This window comes from Nocardia sp. PLKS1-43, assembly GCF_059510335.1.
In genome coordinates, this window is the sequence record NZ_JCAJZQ010000004.1 from 761,829 (window position 1) to 785,881 (window position 24,053).

The window sequence follows — 24,053 nt, forward strand, 5'->3', positions numbered from 1 at the left end:
GCCGCACAACCATCTCCGGCTCGCGCACGGCAGCCTTCCGTCGGCCGCGTGCACCGGACCGGACGCCGTGCGCGTGGGGAGCCGGTCCCGTCGGCTACTCGGGGCTCACTTGGCGAGGGTGAACTGCATGACGTCCAGGTGCCCGCTGCGGAAGTGGTCGGCGCTGCCGGTGAGGTATCGCAGGTAGCGGGCGTAGGTTTCCGGCGAGGTGATGCGCTCCGCCTCGGCGCGGTTGTCCTGCAGCGCACGGGCCCACAGATCCAGGGTGTGGGAGTAGTGCTCGCGCAGGGATTGGATCTGCTCGGTGCCGAAGCCGGATCGCCCGGCCAGGCGGGTGATCACGGCGGGCTGTGGCAGTTGCCCGCCGGGGAAGATCTCGCGCCGGATGAAGATGTGGAACCGGGCGTCCTCGCGGGTGACCGGTATGCCGAGGCGGTGCAGGTCGGCGAGGCTGTGCCCGATGATGGTGTGCAGCAACATGCGTCCGTCCGGCGGCAGGATCCGATAGCAGCGGGCGAAGAATTCCTCGTACCGTTCGCGGCGGAAATGTTCGAACGCGCCGATGCTGACGATGCGGTCGACCTGTTCGTCGAATTGCTCCCAGCCCTGCAACCGCACCTCGACATCGGTCAGGCCCTGCCGCTCGATCTCACCGCGGACATGGTCGAACTGATTGCCGCTCAGCGTCAGGCCGATGACGCGCACGTCGTACTGCGCGGCCGCGCGGAACATCGTTGCGCCCCAACCACATCCGACATCGAGCAGGGTCTGGCCCGGCCGCAGGTCCAGCTTGCCCAGCGACAGGTCGATCTTGGCCAGCTGGGCCTGCTCCAGCGTCATGTCCGGGCGCTGGAAGTAGGCACAGCTGTAGGTCATGGATGGATCGAGGAAAAGCCGGTAGAACTCGTCGGAGACGTCGTAGTGCGACTGCACGTTCCGATAGAACGGGGCGAGCGTGGCCATGGCGGTCTCCCTGTCGTGTGGTCGATAGCTACCTGTGGCTTCCAGCTGTCTGCGTTCCGGACCGTCACCTGTGGTCGTTCCGACGATTACCACGTTCGACAGGGGCGAACGGCCTGATCGGGCAACGAGTGCCCGAGTCGGCCGGATCGGTGACATTGGTCAGCTCGAAGTCGTTCCCGAATGCCCCTTGCCCTCGAGCAGCATCCGGAGATCGTCGGTGAACCCGGACGTATCGGTCAGATCGAAGGCCACGCGCTGCAGCAGAAATCCGTGCAGCAGGCCCATCACCACGCGGGCGCCGTGTTCCGGCTGCACCGCAGGCGGGACGGTGCCCGCCGCCTGGCCGCGGCGCAGCGCCTCGGCGATGCCCCGCCGCACCGACTCGAAACCCTCGACGGCGCGAGCCCGCACCGCATCGTTGCGCAGCAGCTCCGACCACGTCTGCACCGCGCAGCGCAGCAGTTCCTCGACCGGTACCGCGCGGCCCGCGGCGTCGGTGACCGTCTCGGCGCTCAGTGCCTCCAGCGAGGCCGCCACCAGGTCGGCGACCGAGGTCACGCCGCTGCCCGCGGCCAGCCGTTCGACCGGTTCGAAGATCAGCCGGAACGCGTCGCCCGCGATGGCGAGGATGATCTCCTCCTTGCTCGCGAAGTAGCGGTACGGCGCCCCCGCCGAGACGCCCGCGGCGGCGGCGATATCGGGCATCGACGTCTGATGGAAACCGTCGCGTGAGAAGCAGCGACGCGCTGCCGCCACGATCTCCGCACGCTTGGCCTCGCGGTGTTCGGGCGTGATCCGCGGCATACCGGCCCTCCTAACGTGAATGGTCATTTACCTTGACATGCACCGGCGATGAGTCCACTCTAATAGTGAAAGGTCATTCACGGAAGCGAGGAGTCGCGATGAACGCGCCACTGCGAATCGGCGTCTACACCTACGAGCACACCGAGGCACTGTTCGACGGCCGCGTCCCGATCGACGGTGTGGACGCCACCTTCGAGTCCGCGCCGCTGGTGTCGGACATCTTCCGGCGCATGGTCGAGGGTCACTACGACGTCGCCGAATACGGCCTGACCTACTTTCTGCGGACCTTCGACCTCGAGGACTCGCCGTTCCTCGCGCTGCCGATCTTCCCGAACCGCAACTTCCGGCACTCGGCGGTCTTCGTCAACACCGCGGCCGGAATCGAGCGGCCGCAAGACCTCGCGGGCAAGACGATCGGGGAATTCGCGATGTTCGGGCACGACCCTGGAGTGTGGATCAAGGGGATCTTCGCCGACGAATACGGCCTGACTCCGGACCGGTCCCACTGGGTCATCGGCGGCACCGACCACCCGATCCCGCCGTTCGATTGGATTCCGCAACCCGTGCCGGAGGGCGTCCACGTGCGGCACGCGGGGGAGGGGGAAACCCTCGGCGCGATGCTCGAGTCCGGCGAAATCGACGCGCTGATCTCGGTCGATGTCCCGCGGGCCCTGCTGGACGGCTCGCCGGGGATCGCCCGGCTCTTCCCCGACCACGAGGCCGTGGAGCGCGACTACTACCGGCGCACCGGGATCTTCCCGCAGATGCACGTCCTCGCGGTCCCCCGGGAGTTGGCGACGCGGGCCGATCTGATGAAGTCGATCTATCGCGCCTTTCGCGAGGCCAAGGAGATCGTCCAGGAGAAGTACCGCCAGGGTGCGCGCAAGCAGCACATGGGTCTCCTCACACCCTGGTTCAGCAAGCACTTCGACGAGAACAGGACGTTGCTGGGCGAGGACTGGTGGCCCTACGGCCTCGACGCGAACCGCAAGGCGGTCGACACCTTCCTGCGCTACCACCACGAGCAGGGCCTCTCGAAGCGCCGGTTGACCAGCGAGGACATCTTCGTCCCGGCGCTGCTGGACACCTGAGTGGCAGCCGAACCCGTCGATCACCGAACCAAGGACCCCGCTGTGCCCACGCCGCATCTCGATATCGCGATCACCCGCTACGACCACACCCGAGCCCTGTTCGACGGATCGATCACCTTCGACGGCCTCGACATCACCCTGCACAGCCCCGCCATTCCCGAGATCTTCGCGGGTCTGGCCTCCGGCCGATTCGACGTCGCGGAATTCGGCCTCACTCACTACCTGCGCGCGCTGGACGCCGGCGCCGACCTCGTCGCCATTCCGGTGTTCCCGGCCCGGGCGTTCCGGCACTCCTCGATTTTCGTCAACACGTCCAAGGGAATCACCGGCCCGGCCGATCTCGTCGGCCGCACGATCGGCGAGTTCGGCATGTACGGCCAGGATTCGGGCATTTGGGCGAAGGGCATTCTCGGCGAGGAGCACGGGTTCGCGCCGGAGCGCAACCGCTGGCTCGTCGGCGGGCTGGAAAGGCCGCTGCCCAACGGATTCGATTTCACCACCCACCCGCACCCGGACGATGTCGAAGTCGGGTTCGCGCCACCGGACCGAACGCTCGCCGACATGCTCGACCGCGGTGAGATCGAGGCGTTGTTCGCCTCGAACGCACCCTCGCCCTACCTCGCCGGTTCACCGAACATCGCGCCGCTGTTTCCCGATCACGAGATTCGCGAGCGCGATTGGTACCGCCGCACCGGCATCTTCCCGATCATGCACACGGTCGTCGCGCGGCGTTCCCTCTTTCAAGGCAATCCCGATGTGGCCCAACGCCTTTACCGGGGCTTCTGCTCGGCCAAGGACATCGCCGCCGACCGGTATCGCGAGATGCGCCGGCTCTTCCAGGTCACCACGATGGTGCCGTGGATGTTCCAGCTCTTCGAGGAGAACCGGCGGCTCTTCCCGGACGACTGGTTCCCCTACGGAATCGACGCCAATCGCAAGGCCCTGGAAACCTTCGTGCGCTACTCCCGCGAGCAGGGAATTTCCCCGGTTCCGCGCGCCGTCGACGAGCTGTTCGCCGGTGAATTATCGAACACCTGACGCCCGGAAACGGCATGGTTCGGCCCGGTGATCACCTCGTGCCGAATCCTTCGGCTGGCTGGTGCAGGCGCCTCCTGATTGATGATTCCTGTTGAGACACAGCGAGATTCGATGCAAATGCCGTCGTTCGCCGAGGCGCCGGCGCGCACGCTCGGTTCCGCCTTGTCGGGCCCTGTCCGGGGGCCGCACCGTCGCCGGGCAGCGGAAAATGGCGCTGTGTTCCCGCGAACAACGGCCGAACGCAGCAGCGGGTGCCGTCGGGCGTGCGGTTACGGCTACGCTCGTAGTAATACCCGCCGAACGCTGGGTGACCGCACCTGGGTCTCAACGCGTCAGCGCACATCCCGCAGTGCTTGAACCAGGAAGGGACCTGTGGACGAGGGATTGGGGGGTCGGATTCGGACCGTGCTGACCGCGATCCGCAGGCCGCGCGGCGAACCGGATTGGGGTCGTCAGGTCTGTGTGGCTTGTACGTCCAGTCTGGTCGGTGTCGATTGCGCTGCTCTGACGATGCACACCCCCGGCGGCACCGCCGCGCCGATCGGCGTCAGCGACGTGTTCGCCGAACGGTTGCAGGACATGCAGTTGGTGGTCGGGGAAGGCCCCGGGTTCACCGCCTTCGCCACCGGCCGGCCGGTCCTGGTACCGGATCTGACTCCCGAAGCGGACCAGTGGCCCGTGTTCGTGCGCGAGGCCGCCCTGTTGGGGGCCTGCGCGATCTTCTCCTTCCCGCTGCAGGTCGGCGGAATCCGGATCGGCGTCCTGGAGCTGGCCCGGCGGGAATCCGGTCCGCTGCCGCCCAAGACGAGTACCAGCGTGGTACTGCTGGCGAGTCTGATCAGCTACACCCTGGTCGAGGACCTGGTCGGCGACGACGGGATGGAAGTACCGTCCTTCACGACCCGTTATCGCGATGTCAACGTCGCAACCGGGATGATTGCCGGTCAGCTGGGTATCCCGATCGATGAGGCATTCGTCCGGCTTCGCGCGGCGGCCTTCGCCGCGGAACAACCGCTCGTGGATATCGCCCGCGATGTGCTGAACCGGCACTTGGACGTGGACGGGGCCGCGGAATGATCGTTGACGGCGTGAATCCGGTGCGAGATCGTAAAGATTGCGAACTGTGGAAGGGTTGGTTGTGCAGCAGCAGCTGGTAGATCTGTTGTCGCGGATGACGGCGAACCTGGTCCGGGACGCGGATCCCGCGAGCCTTCTTCCGCTGACGATAGAGGCGTGCACTCAGGCGCTGGATGCCGAAACGTCGGCGATCATGGTCCTGGATCCGCGCGGCGGCATGCGTGTGCTCTCCACCGCGGGCGACCGGCCCGCCCTCATCCGCCTGCTGGAGACGCACGGCCACCACGGTCCCTGGTACGACAGCGCCGCCGAACAGGACGTGGTCGCCGGCGACGACATCGAACACGACGGGCGCTGGCCCGACTTGACCGCCGAGGCCGTCGCCGCCGGATATCACGCCATCTACGCGATGCCGATGGTGCTGGGCGAGCGTGCGGTGGGCAGCCTGGCGCTGTTCTACCGCGAACCCGCGGGCCTGACACCCGGCCATCGAGCGCTGGCCCAAACCCTGGCCGATCTGACGACGCTGTCGCTGTGCCAGGAGAGCGACGACGCACGGTACGACCTGCTCGCCCAGCGAACCCTCACCGAACTGGACGACCGAGTCCGCTACGAGCACGCCCTGGGCATGGTCGCCGGGCGATTGAACACCGACCTCGCCGACGCCGTGCTGGTCCTGCACCGGCATGCCAATATGTACGGCACGTCGTTGACCGCACTGGCCCAGGCCATCACCACCGGCAGCTTCGACTGGTCCCGAATCGACCCGCCGCAATCGCAACCGCAGCGGACGTCGTAGCCGTTCATCGGATGACAATCGCCGCGCTGTCAACTCTGCCGGGATCGCCCTGCTCGGTGATCCACGCGGCGATCTGGGCGCGTGAGGTGAATCCGAGTTTGGTCAGGATGTGTTCGACGTGTCCGGCGGCGGTGCGTTGGGAGATGTGCAGGCGGGTGGCGACGGCCTTGTTGGTCAGGCCTTCGGCGACGAGATCGGCGACCTCCCGCTCCCGTTTGGTCAGCTCCGCGGCTGCACCGGGAGACACGGCCTGCGGCCGCTCGTCCAGGGCGTAGCCGGTCGCGGAGAGCAGATCCAGTGACATCCCCTTGCGGTACGCGGCCTCGAATGCTTGCGCGCCCAGGGTGCGACGGGCCGATCGCGCACAGTCTTCGTGGTGGACTGCCGTTTCCGGGAACAGCACCGGGGAGGCGCCGATCTCCCGGGCCAGCGCGTGCGCCGCGCCCAGCAGTACGGCGGTGCGGCGCGCACTGCCGTGGGTGCCCACGACCCACGCCAGTGTCTCCAGCGCTATCGCGCCCATGTGCAGATTCTGCTGCTCCCTGGCCTGCTGCAGCTGTTTGCGTAGCAGGGCCAGGGCTCGGTCGCGATCGCCCTGGCACCAGGCGGCGACGGCCGCTCCCCACAGGGCGTACACCAAATGTACTGAACCGCCGTAGGATTCGATGACCTCCAGGGCTTCCTCGTAGCACGCCAGGGCCTGAGCGCAGTCGTTCCGCAACACGTGTACCCAGCCGAGCCCCAGCAGGCACCAGATTCGCCCGTAGACGTCGTCCTGCTCGGTGAAGACCGCGAGCGCGGCCCGCAAGGGGGCGTGCGCGCTGGGCGAGTCGCCGATGCTGACCGAGTGCAGGCTCAGGGCGAGATTCGCGAACGCCCGCACGACCGGGTGGTCGCTGCTCGCGAGCAGATCCCGTGCTTGCCGTGCTATCGAAGAGCCATCCGCGAGATCGTCCTGAGATTCGGTCACCAGACAGGCGCGCCACAGCGCTCTGGCGCGTGCCACCGTCGCGGTGGCGGGCTCGAGGGCGAGAGCGTGGTCGAGCCAATACCGGGCCTCGCCGAGCTGGCCCCGGGAGAACCAGAACAGCTGGATGGTCGCCGCGAGCGACAACGCGGCGTCGGGTTCCAGGTCGGTTGCCCGCAGACACGAGTTCAACGCTTCCCGGATGTTCGGCTGTTCGCGTTCGATGCGGGCGATCCAGTCGCGCTGCCGCGGGCCGAACCAACCGGCTTCGGCGCGCTCGGCGAACGCGCGGTACCAATCCCGGTGGCGGCGAAGCACTTCCGGGTATTCGCCGGCCTCGTGGATCTTGTCGCGCCCATACTCGCGGACCGTCTCGAGCATCCGGAACCGCACGACCGAATCGGACGTCTCCCGGATCACGACCGACTTGTCGACCAGGGCGGCCAATACGTCGAACAGATTCTCGGCCGCGAGGCCGCACGAGCACACCTGTTCCGCGGCGTCGAGTTCGAAACTGCCGGCGAATACCGAAAGCCGTACCCACACTTGCTGTTCGGCCGGGGTGCACAGGGAATAACTCCAGTCGATGCACCACCGCAGCGTCTGCTGGCGGCTGGGCGCGTTTCGGCTACCGCGGGTCAGCAGGCCATACCGGTCGGTGAGCCGTGCCAGAATCTGCTCGGGCGCCAGCGTGCGCAGCCGGGCCGCGGCCAACTCGATCGCCAGCGGCAGGCCGTCGAGGCGCTGGCAGATCTCGGCCACGGCGGCGACGTTGTCCTCGGTGAGCGTGAATTCGGGCACCGCGGCGGTGGCCCGTTCGACGAACAGTTCGACCGCCTCGCACCGGCGCGTCCCTCGCAGCGACAGCCGCCGATCCGGCGCGGGAACCGACAGCGGCCGCACCTGCAGCACCGCTTCGCCGCCGATGTTCAACGGCTCCCGGCTGGTGGCAAGGACCCGCAGTTTCGGACATGCCCGCAGCAGAGTCTCCACGACCTTCGCCGTCGCGTCGATGATCTGCTCGCAGTTGTCCAGCACCAGCAGTGCGCGGCGCGACGCGAGGTATTCGACCAGCACGTCCAGCACCGGCTGTGCCTGGGGGCGCAGCCCCACGGCCGCGGCGATCACGCCCGGCAGCAGCGCGCCGTCCTGCAACTCCGCGAGTTCGACCAGCCACAATCCGTCGGCGAACTCCTTGCGCGCGCCGACGGCCACCCGCAACGCCAGGCGCGTCTTGCCCACGCCGCCGATGCCGGTCAGCGTCACCAGCCGGTAATTCGCCAGCAGACGCTTGGCCTCGGTCAGATCGGTGCGCCGGCCGATGAAACTCGTCAACTCCACGGGCAGCGGCGCTTCGGCGCCGACCGGGGAACCGAACCGCCGCCGTACCGGCGCGCGGCCACTGATCAGCGGCACCGGTGGAACGGAGCCGGACTCCGGCGGTGCCGCGACCGCCTCGGACCGCACCGCCATATCGTCTACCGGTCGGCCGCGGTCGGCCTGTAGCCGCTGCAACTGCTCACCCAGTGCCTTGGGGGAGGGCCGCTGCGCGGGGTCGCGGGCCATCGCCCGTTCGATCACCGCCGCGAGATCGGCGTCGATGCCCTGCTCGCGCAGACTCGGCACCGGCTGGCTGGTGATGCGCAGGAATTGGGCCACGACCTGTTCGCCGCGGTGCCGTTCGAATGCGGCATGCCCGGTCAGCGCCGCGAACAGTGTCGCACCGAGTCCGTACACGTCGGCCGCCGGAGAGGGCGGCTCGCCGGCCAGAACCTCCGGCGCGGTGAACGCCGGCGAACCGGTGATCGTGCCGGCGGTGGTGTGGAATCCGCCGGGTATGCGCGCGATCCCGAAATCGGTCAGCGCCGGCTCACCGTATTCGGACAGCAGAATATTGCCGGGCTTGATGTCGCGGTGCAGGATGCCGAGCTGATGTCCGGTCTCGAGCGCCCCGGCCAGCTTCACCCCCAGGCGCAGTGTCTCCTCGACCGGCAGGGGGCCGTGACGGCGGATCCGCACCTCGAGGGAATCCTGCGGATAGAAGGGCATCACCAGATAGGGCAACCCGGACACGGTGGTACCCACCTGCAGCACCCCCACGATATTCGGATGCCCGGTCAGCCGGCCCATCGCTCGCTGCTCCCGGACGAACCGCTCCCGGTTCTCCTCGTCCAGGTCGGCGGTCAGCACCTTGATCGCCACGACTCGATCCAGGTCTACCTGGGCGCACCGGAACACCACGCCGAATCCGCCGTGCCCGATCTCCTCGGCGCCGCTGAATCCGGCATCCGCCAACTCCGCCGTGACCTCGCCGATCGCGGTGTGCTGTGTCTTCAACGGGTCGATATCGCCCATATGCCGGTCCTGCTTCGTGACACATCAAGGATATCCCCTGGTCGACGTGGCGGCCGTCGGCGTCGTTCGCGGGTGCGGCGTCACCCGGATCCACCCACCAGGTCTCGTGACGGCGATTGCGTGCCGGGCGGAGTGCGCCGGCACTGTCCGGCCGCGAGCAGCCGATGTGCCGGAGACGAGCGCTGGGATGAATCCCGAACGAGGGTGCGCCGGCCCGGATAGGGACCGGCCGCACCCCTCGTCGGCGCGCCGATCGCGGCGGTGCGCGGTGCGGCGTCAGGCGCCGAGCATGTTGAATCCGCCGTCGGCGTTGAAGTAGGCACCGGTCATGTGCGCGGCGTCGTCGGTGGCGAGAAACAGTGCGGTTCCGGCCAATTCGGCTGGGGCGGGGATGTGCTTCAGGCTGTCGCGGTTGGTGTCGTGGCATGACGCCGCACGTGGCGCAGGCGATCGCACTGTATTCGAACTACGAGGTCAGGACCGAGTGGGGAAGGTAACGGTCGATACTCGCCCCGACACCTGGCAGGCGTATGTCAATGGCTGTGTGGTGAAACGGGGTGCGGATCCCGAGGACGACAAATTTCCACACCGCGATTCGTCGCTCGATGCGGGCCTGCTGCGGGTCAGTTGGCGGGTGGCGGGTCCAGAGGAGGGAGCGGGCGTCGGCAGATCTCGTGGGCTTCCTCGGGGGAGAGGCCGAACATGCGGAGCAGGTCCTCGGCCACTCGGTCTGCGGCCTCGGCGTCGTCGCGTTCGGGGTGGTCGTGCAGGAGGCGTCCGAGGCACAGGGCCGCGCCGGCGACGATGGTCATCGACAGTTCTGGGTCATGGATGGTGAAGCGCCCGGCTTCGGCCGCGGCCTCGATGTCGCGGCGCGCGCGGGGTGCGAGCCCGCGGTCCGAGTTGGCCAGGCTGAAGCCGTCGTTGAGCAGGACCTTGCTGAGGGTGGGATGCCGGCGGTGCAGGCGGCCGGCGAGGCGGAAACTCTGCGCGAAGACCTGAGCCGGGTCTTCGACGTCGTCGCACAGCAGGTCGAGCAGTGCACCGTGCCGGTCGAGCGCCTCCTCGACGGCAGCCTGGAACAGCTCCTCGCGGCTCTGGAAATGGTTGTAGAACGATCCCATGCCGACGTCGGCGGCCTGGGTGATCTCGTGGATCGGCACGTTGATCTTGCCCTCGGCCAGCAGTGATTGCGCCGCGCCGACCAGTGCGGCACGCGTGCGAGCCTTGCGGCGTTCCAGGCGGTTGGGTTCGGACCCGTTGTGCGCGGTCATCGATGCACCTCACCTCTACTGCTGGGCAGACCCATCATCGTAGCTGATCGAGTCAATATTGACGGAATCGTCAGATAACTCTTGACTGACGCCTTGCTCGTAAGTGACGATATCTTCAGTAATTGGAAGGGAGTGGTCGATGAGCGGCCATCACGATGTACACAGCGGCCTGCACAGCGAGCAGGGGGCACACGCGGGTGAGCATCCGGGCCGGGCGAGCAATCCTGTGATCAAGGTGCTGGATCTGGCTTGGCTGGAGTTCGAGAAGCCCGACCTGGACCGCGCGGAGGCTTTCGCTCACGCCTTCGGCTTCTCCACCGCGCTGCGGACGGCCGGCGAGGTGCAGCTGCGCGGGACCGATCCGGGCGCGCCCTGTGTGCTCATCCGGCGTGGGGGTCGCTCGCGTTTCGTCGGTCCGGCCTTTCAGGCCGCGGATTCCGCCGATCTGCTGCGGCTCGCCGCGGCGACAGGCACACGAGCCGTGCCGCTGCCGGAGCCGGTGGGCGGACTGACCGTCGATCTCGAGGATCCGAGCCGCCTGCGGGTGCGGGTGGTCGCCGAGACCCACGAACTCGAGGCGCTGCCGGCGCAACGGCCTCACCTGTTCAACTTCGGGCACGAGGTGGTCCGGGTCAATGCCACGCAGCGACCGCCGCGGGTACCGGCACGTGTGCGGCGGCTAGGGCATGTCGTGGTTCAGACCAGGAAATACCGTGAGACCCTCGACTGGTATTTGCGGAATCTGGGCCTGATCGTCAGCGATTTCCTTTACTACCCGGGCCAGCGTGAGCGCGGTCCGGTGATGAGTTTCATCCGCTGCGACCGGGGTTCGGTGCCGGCCGATCATCACACGCTGGCGCTGACGCTCGGGCCGTCGAACCGGTATGTGCACTCCGCGTATCAGGTCGCCGACCTGGACGCGCTGGCGGCCGGTGGTGAGTATCTGCGTGAACAGGGTTATCGCCGATCGTGGGGGATCGGCCGTCATGTTCAGGGCAGTCAGATCTTCGATTACTGGCGTGATCCCGACGGGTTCATGGTCGAGCACTTCAGTGACGGGGACATGTTCGACTGCACCCTCGAGCCGGGCTGGGCGCCGATGAGCGCGTCAGGTCTGGCGCAGTGGGGCCCGCCCGTGACCAAGGACTTCCTCGGCCTCGGGCCCGGCGCCGAATCGCTGCGCGAGTTGCGTGCGATCGCCGGGGCCTTGCGTGAAGACAACGAATTCGATCTCCGCCGCCTGCGCGGCCTGTTGAAAGTGGCCAACTCATGAGCACATCCGTCCTGCGCACCGCCGACGCCTGGTGGGTGCAGACCCCCGCGGGCGCGGCCCGCATCGATACCGCGGCGACGACCACCCGGGAACTGCTGGCCGATCGCACCGCGATCGCGAGTGCGGCAGCAAGCTCGGAAGTCGTTGCGGTGGAGAGCCTTTCGTTGCTCTCCCCGGTGACCGCACCATGCCGGGTGGTGGCGCAGATGACGAATTTCGCTTCGCATGTGAAGGATTCGGGGATGGACCCGGAGACGGTGCCGCTGACGTTCTTCCGCAAGGCATCCGGATCGATCAGCGGACCCTACGACGACGTCATCCGGCCCGCGCATGTGAGCCTGCTGGACTACGAAGTGGAGATCGGATTGGTCTTCGGCGGTGAGATGCCGGTCGGGTCGGAGGTGACGGCGGAGAACCTCGCGGACTACATCGCGGGCCTGGTCGTCACGAACGATGTCTCCGCTCGCGATGTGCAGTTGCCGAAAACCCAGTTCTACGAGGCGAAGTCGTATCCGACCTTCACTCCAGTCGGCCCGGCGCTGGTGCTGCTGGACGCCGAGGAGCTGAAGCGGTTCGGCGATCTGCGGCTGCGGCTGTGGGTCAACGGTCAAGTGCGCCAGGACATGACGGTCGCGGACATGATCTACCGGCCGGTGGAGACGCTGGCGGCGCTGGCCCGATTCCAGCGGATGGACGCCGGGGACCTGCTGCTCACCGGTACTCCGGTCGGCACCGCGATCAGCGCCCCGCACAAGGTTGTGGAGATCATCGGCTCGCTGTTGCCGCCGAAGTTGAAGTGGAAGCTGTTCTTCCAGGGCCAGGCCAAGAATCCGAGGTATCTGAAGGATGGGGACGTGGTCGAGGCCGCGATCGGCACCGACGACGGCGCTGTGGACCTGGGCCGCCAGCGCACGGTCGTGAGGTACGCCCGATGACCGACAACTCGACCCTCGAGACCTCGACCGGGGACATGCTCTGGCCCCGGTACACCGGTCCGGAGGACCTGGCCGCCATCGAGGCGGTGCCGCTCGCGGCGCGTGGTCTGCCCGAATCGACCTACGCGCTGCTCACGCGTGCGGCGGCGTGGTGGCCGGAGCGCACCGCGATCACCGTGCTGCCGGAGGCGGCGCGGTGGCGAGAGCCGTTGCGGCGCAGCTACTCCGGGCTGCTGGCCGACGTGCACAGGTATGCGAACCTGCTGTATGGGTTGGGTGTGCGCCGCACCGATGCGGTGGCGTTGATCGCGCCCAACTGCGCGGAGCTGATCCCGGCGACTCTGGCCGCGCAGCTGGCGGGTATCGCCGCACCGATCAATGGCGGCCTGTCGCCCGAGCACGTCGCGGAGCTGCTGCGCCGCTCGGGCGCGCGGGTGTTGATCGCCGCCGGTCCCGAACTCGCGCCCGACACCTGGACCGCCGCAAGCGAACTCGCGGCGCGCGGTCTGCTGGATGCCCTGCTGGTGTTGCGTCCGACGGCGGCCCCGGAGCCACCGCCGGCCCTGCCCGGCATCGGTGGTGTCCGGGTCGGTTACCTCGGTACCCTTGCCGCCGAACACGATTCGACCCGTTTTCGCGGACATCCGCCGACGGCGTCGGATCTGGCGGCGCTGTTCCACACCGGCGGCACGACCGGTGTGCCGAAGCTGGCGGCGCACCGCCATTCCGGCGAGGTCGCCAATGCGTGGATGATCGCCGCCAACTCGCTGCTCGAGGACGAGTCGGTGATCTTCGCGGCGCTGCCGCTGTTCCACGTCAACGCGTTGGTCGTCACCCTGCTCGCGCCGCTGTTGCGCGGTCAGCCGGTGGTGTGGGCCGGTCCGCTCGGATACCGCGACTTCGCGCTGTATGCGGAGTTCTGGAATATCGTGGCGCACTATCGGATTGCCGCGATGAGCGCGGTGCCGACGGTGTACGCGGTGCTGGCGCAGTGCCCGATCGGCACCGACATCTCGAGCCTGCGTTATGCGATGGTCGGTGCCTCGCCGCTGCCGCTCGCGGTGCGCGAGGGCTTCCAGGAGCACACCGGGGTCGCCCTGGTGGAAGGGTATGGTCTCACCGAGGGCACGTGCGCGACCGCCCGCAGCTTCCCGGATGTTCCCCGGCCGGGCGCGGTCGGGCAGCGGATGCCCTATCAGCAGGTCGCGGTCGTCCGCACGGCCGAAGACGGGGTCTGGCAGGCGCTGCCCCCTGGCGAAATTGGTGTGCTGACCATCAGCGGCCCCACGGTTTTCGCCGGATACGTCACCGGCCACGACGAACACGGCCACCGCCTCGACGACCTGGGCACCGTGGTCGACGGCTGGCTCAGTACCGGCGATCTGGCCCATATCGACGCCGACGGTTTCATCCACCTGCACGGTCGCGCGAAGGATCTCATCATCCGCGGCGGCCACAACCTCGATCCCGCGAGCATCGAGGACGCCCTGTTGAGCCATCCGCAGGTCACCGCGGCCGGGGCTGTCGGGCGACCGGACGTGCACGCCGGAGAGGTGCCCGTCGCGTATGTCGCGCTCGCGCCGGGCGCCGAGGTCACCGAGGACGAACTGGTGGCGTGGGCGGCCGAGCGGGTGCACGAGCGTGCCGCCGCGCCCAGGACGGTCACCGTCCTGGATGCGCTGCCGGTCACCGATGTCGGCAAGCCGTACAAGCTCGGGCTGCGCGCGGATGCCACCCGCCGTGAACTCCTGGACGCGCTGGCCGCGATCTCCAGCGTCTCCGGTGTCACCGCCGCGGTCGAGGACGGCGCGATCGCCGCCACCGTCGAGGTGGACTCCGATACCGACCGTGACGGGGTCGAAGCGATCCTGGGCCGCTATGCGATCGACGCGAAAATCCAGGTGCGGCAATGAGACCCGTGACGAAGGCACTCGGGGGCCTGCTGGCGGCCGAATCCCTCTCCCTCGGGACGGCCAAGGTCGCGGCGGTCGCGTCGATGCGCGAGCGTGCGGCGCATCTCGGATACTCCACCACCGCTTATCGGGGCATCGGCGCGGTCGAGATCCTCGCGGCCAGTGGCGTGCTCGCGGGGCTGGTTCGTCCCGCGATCGGCCGGTCGGCCGGGGCCGGGCTGGTGCTGCTGATGACCGGCGCGGTCGCCAGTCATCTCCGAAACGGTGACGGCACAACCGAAATCGCGCCCGCGACCGGTACGGCTCTGATCGCGGCGGCCTACGTGGCCACGGTGACCGGTGGGTCCCGATGACTTCGCCGACGGTTCCGGTGCTGATCGTCGGGGCGGGCCCATCCGGGCTCACCGCGGCCACGCTGCTCGCCCAGTACGGGATCGAATCGCTGGTGCTCGAGCGGTGGGAGGGCGTCTATCCGCAGCCGCGTGCGGTCCATCTCGACGGTGAGATCCGGCGGATCGTGGAGCGTCTCGGTATCGGCGCGGGATTCGACGCGATCACCCGGCCGGCCCTGGGGCTGCGGCTGGTGGATCCGCGGCATCGGGTGCTGGCGCAGTTCGACCGCGATCCGGCCGGGGGGCGCAACGGATTCCCCGAAGCCAATCTGTTCGACCAGCCGGAGCTGGAGGCGCTGTTGCGCGCCAATCTGGCGCTGCATCCGGCCGTCACGCTGCGCGGCGGTGTGGAAGTCACCGGGCTGACAGTCGAGAAGGACTGTGTCCGAGTGGCTTTCGACGACCGTTCGACCGGCGGGACCGAGTCGGTGCGCGCCCGCTACGTGCTGGGTTGCGACGGCGCGAACAGCTTGGTGCGCACCGCGATCGGCGCGCGCATGCGGGACTTGCGGTTCGAGCAGCGCTGGCTGGTCGTGGACATCGCGACCACGGTCGATCCTGGGCACTGGGGCGGCGTGCATCAGGTGTGCGACCCGCGTCGAGCCGCGACCTACATGCGCGTCGGAACCACCCGCCATCGGTGGGAGTTCCGTCTGCGGCCCGGCGAAACCGCCGACGACTACCGTGATCTCGCTCGACTGTGGCCGCTGCTGGCCCCATGGCTGGCCGGCGCCGACCGCGAGGGCTTGGAGCTGGTCCGGGTGGCGGAGTACACCTTCCGCGCGCAACTGGCCGACCGGTGGCGCGCCGGGCGGGTATTCCTGCTCGGCGACGCCGCCCACCTCACCCCGCCGTTCATCGGGCAGGGCATGGGCGCGGGCGTGCGCGATGCCGCCAACCTCGGCTGGAAGCTGGCCGGGGTGCTGCGCGGCGAACTGCCGGAATCGGTGCTCGAAACCTACGAAGCCGAGCGGAAACCGCACGCGCACATGATGATCCGGCTGGCCAAGCTCACCGGCCTGACCATGACCGCGGGCGGCGAACTGGGCAATCGACTGCGCGGCCTGCTCGCCCCGCGACTGCACCGGCTGCCCGGACTGACCCGGACCCTCCTCAGCGGAGAGTCACCGCCGTTGCACCGCTCCGCGCTGGTGGTCACGCCGTCGCTGCGGCGAGGTCTGGCCGGACGGCTGGTCCCGAACGAACGGATGGCCGACGGGCAGCGGGTCGACGACCTCATCGCCGGGCGCTACGCCGTCATCACCACATCCGCCCCATCATCGGCGGAGGCGGCGATCGTCGAACAGCGCGGCGGTGTGGTGCTGCGTGCCATGCCGGGCACCGCGCTGCACCGCTGGCTACGCGGCGGACGCGCGGGCGCCGTGCTCGTCCGCCCCGACGGCACCGTTCAGACCTGCGGGAGAACGCTGTCGAAGCTGTGTTCGTCGCTGCCGAGTTTCACCCCGAGCGCCCGCCCGGCGCATACCGGCTCGGCAACCCCGAAAACCACTGACTGATGCCAATTGCGCTCATAACGATGCCGTCAGAGTCGTATCAAGCTAGCGGAATTATGCGTGATCGCTACCGCTGGACCCCTTGCTGAGGTCGGAGTAGGGGGAATCGCGTGTCTCGTCATTTGTTCGCTCTGGGCCGGTTCGTGGCCCGTCTGCCGCCGGTGGATGCCGGCGGTCCGGGTCGTCCTGCTGATCGGAGCGATGGCGTTCGCCGCCGGCACCGGCGGCAAGACCAACGACACTCGGATGCCAAGCCCTGCAGCGTCTGCACGATCGCCTGGTCGCTTCAAGATCGCCTCGGCGCTCGTGGTGCCGGTATTCGCGGGTCGGTTGCTGTCTGCCAGGTGGATGTCGTTCAGGCGCGCATGCAGGCTCATATTGATGGCCGGGCCGAAGCGGGCGTTGTCGATGTCCGCGGTCGACCCGGTGCCGGTAGTAGATCTCGGCGGCGGCCGTGCCGGCCACGGCCACCAGAACCACCACTGCGAGGATCGCGACGGCCGTGGGTGCGGGCGTCACATCGCTTCCCGCAGGGCGGCCACCGGGCAAGAACCGATGGCCGCCCGAGCTGCGGGGAGGCATCGCGGCGGATATCGAAGGTGTCGGGGTCTTCCCACTCGCGCGGGTCGCGGTTGGCGGAGGCGTAGATCACCACCACCCTGGCGTCGGCCGGGATCATGGTGCCCCCCAGCTCTGTCTCACGAATGACTTTGCGGGAGAACGCGCGTAGCGGAGACTGGTGGCGAACCACCTCGTTCACCGCGTTGGGGATCAGACCCGGATCCGAGCGCAGCAGCTGCCACTGCTCGGGGTGGGTCGCGAACAGATGCAGGGCACTCGAGATCGCACTGATCGTGGTGTCCAAAGAGGGCGCGAGGTAATCGATCAGCAGGGCCGGGCGTTCCGCACGGGACAACGTGCCCTCTTCGGCCGCCTGAAGAACCTCCGCTCCCAGGCTGTCGGGCCGCAAGTCCCCGTCACGGGCGAGTCGGCGGGTGTAGCGCATCATCTCGATGCTCGCGGGGGACGCGCGCAGCGTCCGGCCGTTGAGGGGGCCCAGTGCGTCGAATGTCGCTGCGGCCCAGCGCAGAAGATGTTCGCGGCCGTCGGCCGGCCATCCGATCAGATCCGGGACGACCGACATCGGCAAGGCGGCGGCCAGTTCGACACCGTCGACCGGACCGCTCGCCATGGCCGTTTCGACCGCGGCGACTGCCTGCCGGTCGATTGCGTCGCGCATCGTGCGCAGCGCCTTGGGTGTCATGTGCTGCGCCAGCAGTTTCCGGCGACGGCGGTGGTCTTCGCCATCGCTGTTGAGCGTGGTCCCGCGCGAGAGGCGGTTGGTCACCGGGCTGAGTGCGACACCTGCGCCCGAGATGAAGGTGTCCTCATCCCGCAACGCGGCTTTGCATTCGGCATACCGAGGCAACGCGTAGACGCGCTGCTTGGCCAACCACACCACCGGACCCAGGTCCCGCAATCGCGCGTAGTGCGGGTACGGGTCGAGGATGGCCGCCCGCGAATACAGGTTGAGCCGATAGGTCGGGGTGGCAACGCGGTTACGCATCGAAACTCCTCGGACACCGGAGGCTCTCGTCCGGCGTCGCAGGTAAGGCTTCGCCCGAGAACGCGGGCGACCTGTGAGCGGTGGTGGAGGGGCAGCAGTATCGGAGTAGATGGACCGTCGAAGGAAGGGGTTCCGATGGCCGCAACGGCAGCGAAGGGAGGTGCGACCCGCGCGGAGCGGGCAGCCGAAACCCGTCGACGTCTCCTCGACGTCGCGGTCGAGCTGTTCTCCGAGCAGAACTACGAGGACGTCGCCGTCGCCGATATCGCCAAGACGGCCGGGGTCGCCCACGGGCTGGTCTTCCATCACTTCGGCAACAAGCGCGGCATCTATCTGGAAGCCATGCGCGAGGCGGCCGACACCATCGTCGATGTGCAAGCTTCGGATTCCGCCCTTCCCCTCCCGAGCCGGATTCGTGCCGGATTGGCTGCTCACTTGCGTTATCTCGCCGCGCACCGCGGGTTCGCGCTGCGTCTGGTACTGGGCGGACAGGCCGCGGACCAGGAGACCTGGGACGCATTCGAAGCGGGGCGCTGGCGGGTCATCGAGCTGTGGGCTCCGGCGGTCGGACTCGACCCCGGCAACGCCGCCGTGCAGATGATGATGCGGTCGAGCATCGGAGCGCTCGACCAGGCCACCGTCTACTGGCTGCGCAACGGTGAGCCGTTCGAGGTGGAATCGATGGTCGACTGCATGCTCGAGCTGGCCCTGGCCGCGATGCGCGCCGCCGCGAAGCTCGATCCCACCCTCGATGTGACCATGGCGGTCGAGGTCATGCGTGACGCTCTCGGCGAGCAGAAGTGAGCCGCTCTTGACTGACGCAATCTTCTTAGGTGACGATATCGTCAGCTAAGGGAGTTTCACCTCCGAAAACTCCACTGCCGCAGAGGAGATCCGAGTGCCGGAAACCGTCATGTCGGGCTCGGCCCTACCGCTGCCCGGTGCCATCGATGTGCACGCGCACTTCCTCACGCCCCGGCTGCGGGAGGCGCTCGTGGCTGCCGGGCACGCTCAACCCGACGGAATGCCGGCCCTTCCCGAATGGAGCGCCACCGCGGCGCTCGAATTGATGGATCGCACAGGCGTCGAAGTCGCGCTGCTGTCGGTGTCCTCACCGGGCGTGTTGATGCAGGACCCTCGCGAAACCCGTGACCTCGCGCGGACCGTGAACGTGGAAGGCGCACGCCTGGTTCGCGACCACCCGACCCGCTTCGGACTACTGGCCTCGGTACCACTGCCCGACGTCGACGCGGCGATCGCCGAGGTAACTCACGCCTTCGATGAACTGGCCGCCGACGGTGTCGCCCTCGAAACCAACTACGGCGGTACGTATCTCGGCGACCCCGCCTTCGCTCCGTTACTGGCGGAACTGGATCGTCGCCACGCCGTCGTCCACCTGCACCCCACCTCACCGGCCTGCTGGCAGCACACCAGCCTGGGCCGCCCCCGGCCCATGATCGAGTTCCTCTTCGACACCACCCGAACCGTCGCGCAACTCATCCTCGACCGCGTCACCGAGCGATATCCGAATATTCGGTTCATCGTGCCGCACACCGGCGCCGCACTGCCGGTACTGGCCGACCGCATGGCTGGTTTCGCCGTGCTCGACTCGCCCGGATCGCCGGTGGACGTCCTCGCCGCGCTGGGCCGGATGCATTACGACGTAGCCGGATTCGCGCTGCCGCGCGCCTTGCCCGCTCTGATGCGACTCGTCGGCCCCGACCGCCTGCTCTACGGCAGCGACTTCCCCTTCACCCCGGATTGGGCGGTGCAGGGACTCGCCGAGGCACTCGCCTCGACCACGGTATTGAATCCTTCCGAACACCGGCTCATGCTCCGCGACAACGCCTTGGCGCTGTTCCCCCGGTTGCGATCCCCACAGGGCATTGCCGCGCCCCTCCGGTTCCGCCGGTCGTGAGCGGTTGCCAGGTTCGGCCCGAGTCGTGTCCGGGTGACGGCGTGCGTCGGGCTGGTTGCTGTCGGGCGTCTGCGAGCCTGATGGGAGCCGGCCGCGGTGAGAGGCCGGGCACACCGACCTGACGTCGACGGTGCCGCCCGGCGACTGGCCCTGGAGGGCCTGTTGGCCCGACGCCGGTGTCACCGGTCTGGTCGAGGTCTGGCGGGGGTTGAACTCGTGGGTGAGTTCCCGGCGTAGAGCGGGTTCAGCGATGCGCCGGCGTAGTGGCGAGATCTCGCAATCGTTCCGCGCGTGCGATTTCGGCGGGGGTGAACGGGTCGCCGGGGCGCACACAGCAGATCGTGCTGCCCCGCCCGGTATCGATCCGCAGAATTTCTCCGGGGGGTGTTCGATCCTCGGGTACGCCGTCGCCCAGGTAACGCGCACCCAAAAGCTCGGCCACCGCAAGCGGCAGTTCCTGAGGCTCACAGCTGACCCGCGCCGCGAGCGTGAGCGCCTTGGTCTGCCCATCGATGAGGGTCATCGCCGAAGCGGGCCAGACTCGGGTGTCCCGCCCGCCGGCGCGCCCGATCGCGGCACGCAATGTGCTGTCGGTGACCTCCGGCGGTGTCGCGACAATCAGCTCGTCCAGTGCATCGGACTCCATCCGGTGCACATGCACGGTCAAAATATTGGTTCCGATCTGGGCGAGCCCTTTTGTCAGTGCCTCCAGGTGCCCGGGTTCGTCATGTACCCGCACACGGATTCGCCAAAGCCTCTCGGCCCGGTGCATCCGTTCACGCGCTCGCAGCGCCGGGCCGTGCAACCATCGCGCCAGCAACCGTATCGCCGACGGTTCCACCACCCACACCGCCATCACGGTGACGGTCGCGGTCAGCACCAGCACGGTCACGGCGAACGGCAGTTCATAGTGCATTACCAGCGCATGCAACGTGAGTTCCACCGGAAAGATCGCTGCGAGCTTCACCAACGCCAGTCGAGTGCGGTGTGGATGCGGTAGCCGGCCACACACTTCGCACTCGAGTGCGCGGATCGGTCGTGGTCGCAAGGGGCGCATAGGCCCACTGTCGCCCCCCGCGATTGCATGATCGCTGTGCCGCTGTAACGAGACAGTAAATGCTTAGACGAAATCCCTTGAGCGGCAGTCATTTTCGCAGTGACATCGAACACAGCGTGGCGATGTTGTGGGCTGGCGCACATAGCTGCGTGACAACTGACCGTGCGCAAAACCGGCGCAGTCACTCCCGATGCAGCGGCCATGTTCTCTTGCCGAGCCGGTTGCGGCGACGCGGGTGCCTGCGGCTGCGAGAGCGTTTGTGCTGCATCTGCCCACTCGGACTTCGCGGTCGTGGACTTCACCTCGACTACAACCAACGGCAGCGTGGAACCACCCAAACCGTGTACAGACGCGTGCGCCAGGGACCGAACCAAACAGCAGGCGGGCCGGTAAAACCGGACCCACCTGCGTATGTATGTCGGGCTGACAGGATTTGAACCTGCGACCACCTGACCCCCAGTCAGGTGCGCTACCAAGCTGCGCCACAGCCCGTGGCTTCCGCTTTCGCGGTGCTCGACGAGATTACCCCACCACCCCCCGGTTGGACCAAATCGGCGGGCCGGTGGGGTGGAGGCGGGCCTGGTGGGGTGGCGAGGCGGGGGTTCGGTGTAGGGGAGCGGCGGGGGCGTGGTTCCGGGGCGGTCGTGCCGGGGGCGGTGGGCGAGCGGGTATTCCGTACCCCGGGCCGGAATCGTTGTTGTGGCATTTTCCAAATGCGCGCGTTGACGAATAGGTGTCTCTGGATCGGGGATGTCTCGAATGGTCTGAATCGCGTGTTTGGATGTATCCGCCGATTTCCACGGCGGGTGTTCTGCCGATAGTGTGCACGGGTATGTCGACATCTGAAGATTCGAAGCCGCATCCGATCCGGGCGGTCGTATTCGACTGGCGAGGCACGCTCGTGTCCGAACTGACGCAGGAGGGGTGGGCGCGAGAGGCGTTGCGGCTGGCTCGCCGTGAACATGATGATCACGCGGTCCGCACGTTGCTGGAGGACATTCGGAAAGCCGCAGGTCAGCCCAATCGTCTTCAGTCGCCGCACGGGAACACCAGCGCCGCGCGGCACCGGGAGACCTACTACACGGTGTTCGCGGACGCCGGTCTGGACGACGAACTCGCCGACGCCTTGTTCGCGGTGGATTCCGATCCGGCGTACAACATTTTCGCGGTCGACGCGGCGCACACCGTGGCAGCTCTTCTCGCGCAGAATTGCAAGATCGGTGTGCTGAGCAATATCCATTTCGATATTCGCCCGATGTTCGAGGAAGCGCGGCTGCTCGATGCGATAGATACCTTCGTGCTGTCCAACGAACAGGGAATTCAGAAGCCCGATCCGGCTATTTTCCGGCGTGCCCTGGAATTGCTCGGCACGCGCGCCGAGGAGACGCTCATGGTCGGCGACCGCGCGTCCCGTGACGGCGTCGCGATCGAGGTCGGCATGCCCACCCTGCTGGTTCCTGCGCTGACCGATCCGCAGCAGCGCCGGCTTCATCTCGTCACCAATGCCATCGGCGCTCCGCGCGGTTCCGAATCCGTACGAGTGTGATCGGACCGCACGATCCGGGCTGAGAAGCGCAGTCCGGCAGGGTGCCTCGAATCCGGCTCCTTCAGGTGAGCCGGATGGCACGTTCGAGTGCGCCGAGTCCCGCGTCGATTGCGGTGGGCTGGGCTCGGCGGCGCAGTTCGGCGACGAGGTCGTGGACCGTCGGGTGCTTGTAGACGTACTGCGGTGCCACGGCCGCGGCCCGGATCAGCTGTTCGACCGCGGCGGAATCGTCGGCGAGTTGACTGTAGGCCCGGGCGATTTCGATGCGGTGACGGGTCTGCCGTTCCTTGGACGGCAGCCGGTCCAGATCGATGCGATCGTGTCGCCGTAGCGCGATATCGGGGCGATGCAGCGCCACGGCGATCTCCGCGGCGTGGATATCACAGTTGGTGGGACCGAACACGGTTTGGAAGTCGTTGCGGTCCATGCCGTTTCGAGCCGCCGCGGATTCCGCCTCGGCGAGGTGGCCCCACGCCGACGCGGCGTCGCGGCGGCGGGCGCAGGCCACGGCGCACCGCAGGTGCAGTGCTCCCCAGAGTGAAAGTACTTGCGGCGTAGGCGCTTTCATAAGCTCTTGCAATCCGGTCAGGGCGGCTTCGGCGACCGTGAGCGCATCGGCGATCTGATGGGTGTGCAACAGCACGCCGCAGCGATCCCATGCCGACCACGCCCGCATCAGCGGGTCGCCCAGCCGGGCCGCGGCCGTGGCGGCGTTCTCCACCGCCGTCCAGGCCAGGTCGTGATATCCGAGCTGATTCAGTACGGTGCGGGCGACGTGTGAGGTTTCCACGATCAAGCCGTCCACGACGTCGCGCTCGGTTCCGGAGACCATCAGCACGGCGGTGTTCAGGGATTCGGCCAGGTCGGGTAACTGCCGCATCACCGCAGGCAGGTTCGCGGCCTGGCGGCGCCGGGTGATCCGATCGACCTCGGCGCGCAGATCGGTCAGCAGGGGTTGCGGCGCCACCGAACGCAGGCCGGGATGTCCCGACAACCCCAGGCTCGTGCGTCGCAGAGCTGTGCGAAGCGCCGGCACCGCAGCGTATTCCAGGTCCGGGCCGGCCTCGAGCGGCTGACCGAGCAGCCATGCCACCTCGACCTCGAGCACGCTGGAGAGCCGGTCGATCACCGAATGCTTGTCCAGGTTGATCCGGCCGGCCTCGACACCGCGCATCCAGGACTCGGATCGGTCCACCAGGCCCGCCAGCGCCGCCTGGCTCAGTTTCTTCGACCGCCGCGCTCTCCGTATCCGGGCACCGGTGGATATGGCGGCATCGGTGCTTGTGCCCATATATCAAGTTTATGGCGAACCGTCCGCTGAATCGTCAAGTAATTGACGGTTCCGGTCCGGGTGAAAGGGCACTATTCGGTAGAGCCATTCGGTTTCGATCTTTCACGCCGAGATTGCGAGGTGGACCGTCGTGCGCAGCGATTACTCGTACTGCGATTGCATTTGTGCGAACTCCGCCTCGTGGGCGCGAACTCGAACGCCATGCTCGGACGGCGCCGAACGAGCGTCGCGCAGTCGAAATTCGGAGCACGGGGGTGGTTGAGGCGATTACAGACACAG

20 protein-coding genes and 1 tRNA gene are annotated in these 24,053 nt (G+C 67.8%); 12 read left to right on the forward strand and 9 right to left on the reverse strand.

Translation table 11 applies throughout. The features are described from left to right. Positions 1-105: 105 nt before the first annotated feature. Together AC5WS7_RS19265 and AC5WS7_RS19270 are read right to left on the reverse strand one after the other, a co-directional pair. A complete protein-coding gene (locus AC5WS7_RS19265) occupies positions 106-963 on the reverse strand; it encodes a cyclopropane mycolic acid synthase family methyltransferase (protein WP_495955871.1) in 858 nt (285 codons plus the stop codon). Between the two features lie 159 nt (positions 964-1,122). Further along, positions 1,123-1,767 carry a TetR/AcrR family transcriptional regulator gene (locus AC5WS7_RS19270; RefSeq protein ID WP_495955872.1) on the reverse strand — a complete coding sequence of 215 codons (645 nt, stop codon included), beginning with the start codon at positions 1,765-1,767 and terminating at the stop codon, positions 1,123-1,125. 98 nt (positions 1,768-1,865) lie between these two features. Between AC5WS7_RS19270 and AC5WS7_RS19275 the strand changes: the two genes are divergently transcribed. The 4 genes from AC5WS7_RS19275 to AC5WS7_RS19290 all read left to right on the forward strand — a co-directional run bounded on the left by AC5WS7_RS19275 (position 1,866) and on the right by AC5WS7_RS19290 (position 5,772). After that, positions 1,866-2,858 carry a substrate-binding domain-containing protein gene (locus AC5WS7_RS19275; protein WP_495955873.1) on the forward strand — a complete coding sequence of 331 codons (993 nt, stop codon included), beginning with the start codon at positions 1,866-1,868 and terminating at the stop codon, positions 2,856-2,858. Positions 2,859-2,900: 42 nt separating this feature from the next. Continuing rightward, positions 2,901-3,896: an ABC transporter substrate-binding protein gene (locus tag AC5WS7_RS19280; RefSeq protein ID WP_495955874.1), complete on the forward strand. Its 996-nt coding sequence runs from the start codon at positions 2,901-2,903 to the stop codon at positions 3,894-3,896. Positions 3,897-4,268: 372 nt separating this feature from the next. Beyond that, the gene (locus tag AC5WS7_RS19285; protein WP_495955875.1) at positions 4,269-4,973 is read left to right on the forward strand and encodes a GAF and ANTAR domain-containing protein; all 705 of its coding nucleotides are present in this window, start codon (positions 4,269-4,271) and stop codon (positions 4,971-4,973) included. 46 nt (positions 4,974-5,019) lie between these two features. After that, positions 5,020-5,772, forward strand: a complete 753-nt coding sequence (locus tag AC5WS7_RS19290; RefSeq protein ID WP_495955876.1) for a GAF domain-containing protein — start codon at positions 5,020-5,022, stop codon at positions 5,770-5,772. 4 nt (positions 5,773-5,776) lie between these two features. Here the strand turns inward: AC5WS7_RS19290 and AC5WS7_RS19295 are convergent, their stop codons facing one another. From AC5WS7_RS19295 to AC5WS7_RS19305, 3 genes are all read right to left on the reverse strand, one after another. After that, positions 5,777-9,094: a protein kinase domain-containing protein gene (locus AC5WS7_RS19295; protein WP_495955877.1), complete on the reverse strand. Its 3,318-nt coding sequence runs from the start codon at positions 9,092-9,094 to the stop codon at positions 5,777-5,779. 276 nt (positions 9,095-9,370) lie between these two features. Continuing rightward, positions 9,371-9,550 carry a hypothetical protein gene (locus AC5WS7_RS19300; protein ID WP_495955878.1) on the reverse strand — a complete coding sequence of 60 codons (180 nt, stop codon included), beginning with the start codon at positions 9,548-9,550 and terminating at the stop codon, positions 9,371-9,373. A 167-nt stretch (positions 9,551-9,717) separates the two neighbouring features. Beyond that, complete coding sequence (locus AC5WS7_RS19305) at positions 9,718-10,368, reverse strand: TetR/AcrR family transcriptional regulator (protein ID WP_495955879.1); 651 nt, start codon at positions 10,366-10,368, stop codon at positions 9,718-9,720. A 139-nt stretch (positions 10,369-10,507) separates the two neighbouring features. Here AC5WS7_RS19305 and AC5WS7_RS19310 point away from each other — a divergent pair, with 139 nt between their 5' ends. From AC5WS7_RS19310 to mhpA, 5 genes are read left to right on the forward strand one after another with little or no spacing between them, the layout of a single operon-like run. Continuing rightward, positions 10,508-11,641 (forward strand): VOC family protein, encoded by a 1,134-nt coding sequence (locus tag AC5WS7_RS19310; protein WP_495955880.1) that lies wholly within the window; start codon positions 10,508-10,510, stop codon positions 11,639-11,641. Continuing rightward, positions 11,638-12,576, forward strand: a complete 939-nt coding sequence (locus AC5WS7_RS19315) for a fumarylacetoacetate hydrolase family protein (RefSeq protein ID WP_495955881.1) — start codon at positions 11,638-11,640, stop codon at positions 12,574-12,576. The genes AC5WS7_RS19310 and AC5WS7_RS19315 overlap by 4 nt, the downstream gene beginning before the upstream one ends. After that, on the forward strand, positions 12,573-14,489 hold the full coding sequence (locus AC5WS7_RS19320) for an acyl-CoA synthetase (protein WP_495955882.1): 1,917 nt from the start codon (positions 12,573-12,575) through the stop codon (positions 14,487-14,489). The genes AC5WS7_RS19315 and AC5WS7_RS19320 overlap by 4 nt, the downstream gene beginning before the upstream one ends. Beyond that, on the forward strand, positions 14,486-14,842 hold the full coding sequence (locus AC5WS7_RS19325; RefSeq protein WP_495955883.1) for a DoxX family protein: 357 nt from the start codon (positions 14,486-14,488) through the stop codon (positions 14,840-14,842). Before AC5WS7_RS19320 ends, AC5WS7_RS19325 begins: the two co-directional genes overlap by 4 nt. Continuing rightward, positions 14,839-16,398, forward strand: a complete 1,560-nt coding sequence (mhpA, locus tag AC5WS7_RS19330; protein ID WP_495955884.1) for a bifunctional 3-(3-hydroxy-phenyl)propionate/3-hydroxycinnamic acid hydroxylase MhpA — start codon at positions 14,839-14,841, stop codon at positions 16,396-16,398. Before AC5WS7_RS19325 ends, mhpA begins: the two co-directional genes overlap by 4 nt. Before the next feature lie 370 nt (positions 16,399-16,768). Here mhpA and AC5WS7_RS19335 read toward each other — a convergent pair whose 3' ends face one another. Beyond that, complete coding sequence (locus AC5WS7_RS19335) at positions 16,769-17,962, reverse strand: cytochrome P450 (protein ID WP_495955885.1); 1,194 nt, start codon at positions 17,960-17,962, stop codon at positions 16,769-16,771. Positions 17,963-18,097: 135 nt separating this feature from the next. Between AC5WS7_RS19335 and AC5WS7_RS19340 the strand changes: the two genes are divergently transcribed. Together AC5WS7_RS19340 and AC5WS7_RS19345 are read left to right on the forward strand one after the other, a co-directional pair. Continuing rightward, a complete protein-coding gene (locus AC5WS7_RS19340; RefSeq protein ID WP_495955886.1) occupies positions 18,098-18,766 on the forward strand; it encodes a TetR/AcrR family transcriptional regulator in 669 nt (222 codons plus the stop codon). A 94-nt stretch (positions 18,767-18,860) separates the two neighbouring features. Next, positions 18,861-19,880 carry an amidohydrolase family protein gene (locus tag AC5WS7_RS19345; protein ID WP_495955887.1) on the forward strand — a complete coding sequence of 340 codons (1,020 nt, stop codon included), beginning with the start codon at positions 18,861-18,863 and terminating at the stop codon, positions 19,878-19,880. Between the two features lie 244 nt (positions 19,881-20,124). Here AC5WS7_RS19345 and AC5WS7_RS19350 read toward each other — a convergent pair whose 3' ends face one another. Next, a complete protein-coding gene (locus AC5WS7_RS19350) occupies positions 20,125-20,937 on the reverse strand; it encodes a putative antibiotic biosynthesis monooxygenase (RefSeq protein ID WP_495955888.1) in 813 nt (270 codons plus the stop codon). A 418-nt stretch (positions 20,938-21,355) separates the two neighbouring features. Next, positions 21,356-21,429, reverse strand: a tRNA-Pro gene (locus AC5WS7_RS19355). 340 nt (positions 21,430-21,769) lie between these two features. Here AC5WS7_RS19355 and AC5WS7_RS19360 point away from each other — a divergent pair. After that, entirely contained in the window at positions 21,770-22,483 is a 714-nt protein-coding gene (locus tag AC5WS7_RS19360) for an HAD family hydrolase (protein ID WP_495955889.1), read from the forward strand. Positions 22,484-22,544: 61 nt separating this feature from the next. On the opposite strand, the gene AC5WS7_RS19365 is transcribed toward AC5WS7_RS19360, so the two are convergent. Then, a complete protein-coding gene (locus AC5WS7_RS19365; RefSeq protein ID WP_495955890.1) occupies positions 22,545-23,774 on the reverse strand; it encodes a helix-turn-helix domain-containing protein in 1,230 nt (409 codons plus the stop codon). Positions 23,775-24,053: the final 279 nt, after the last annotated feature.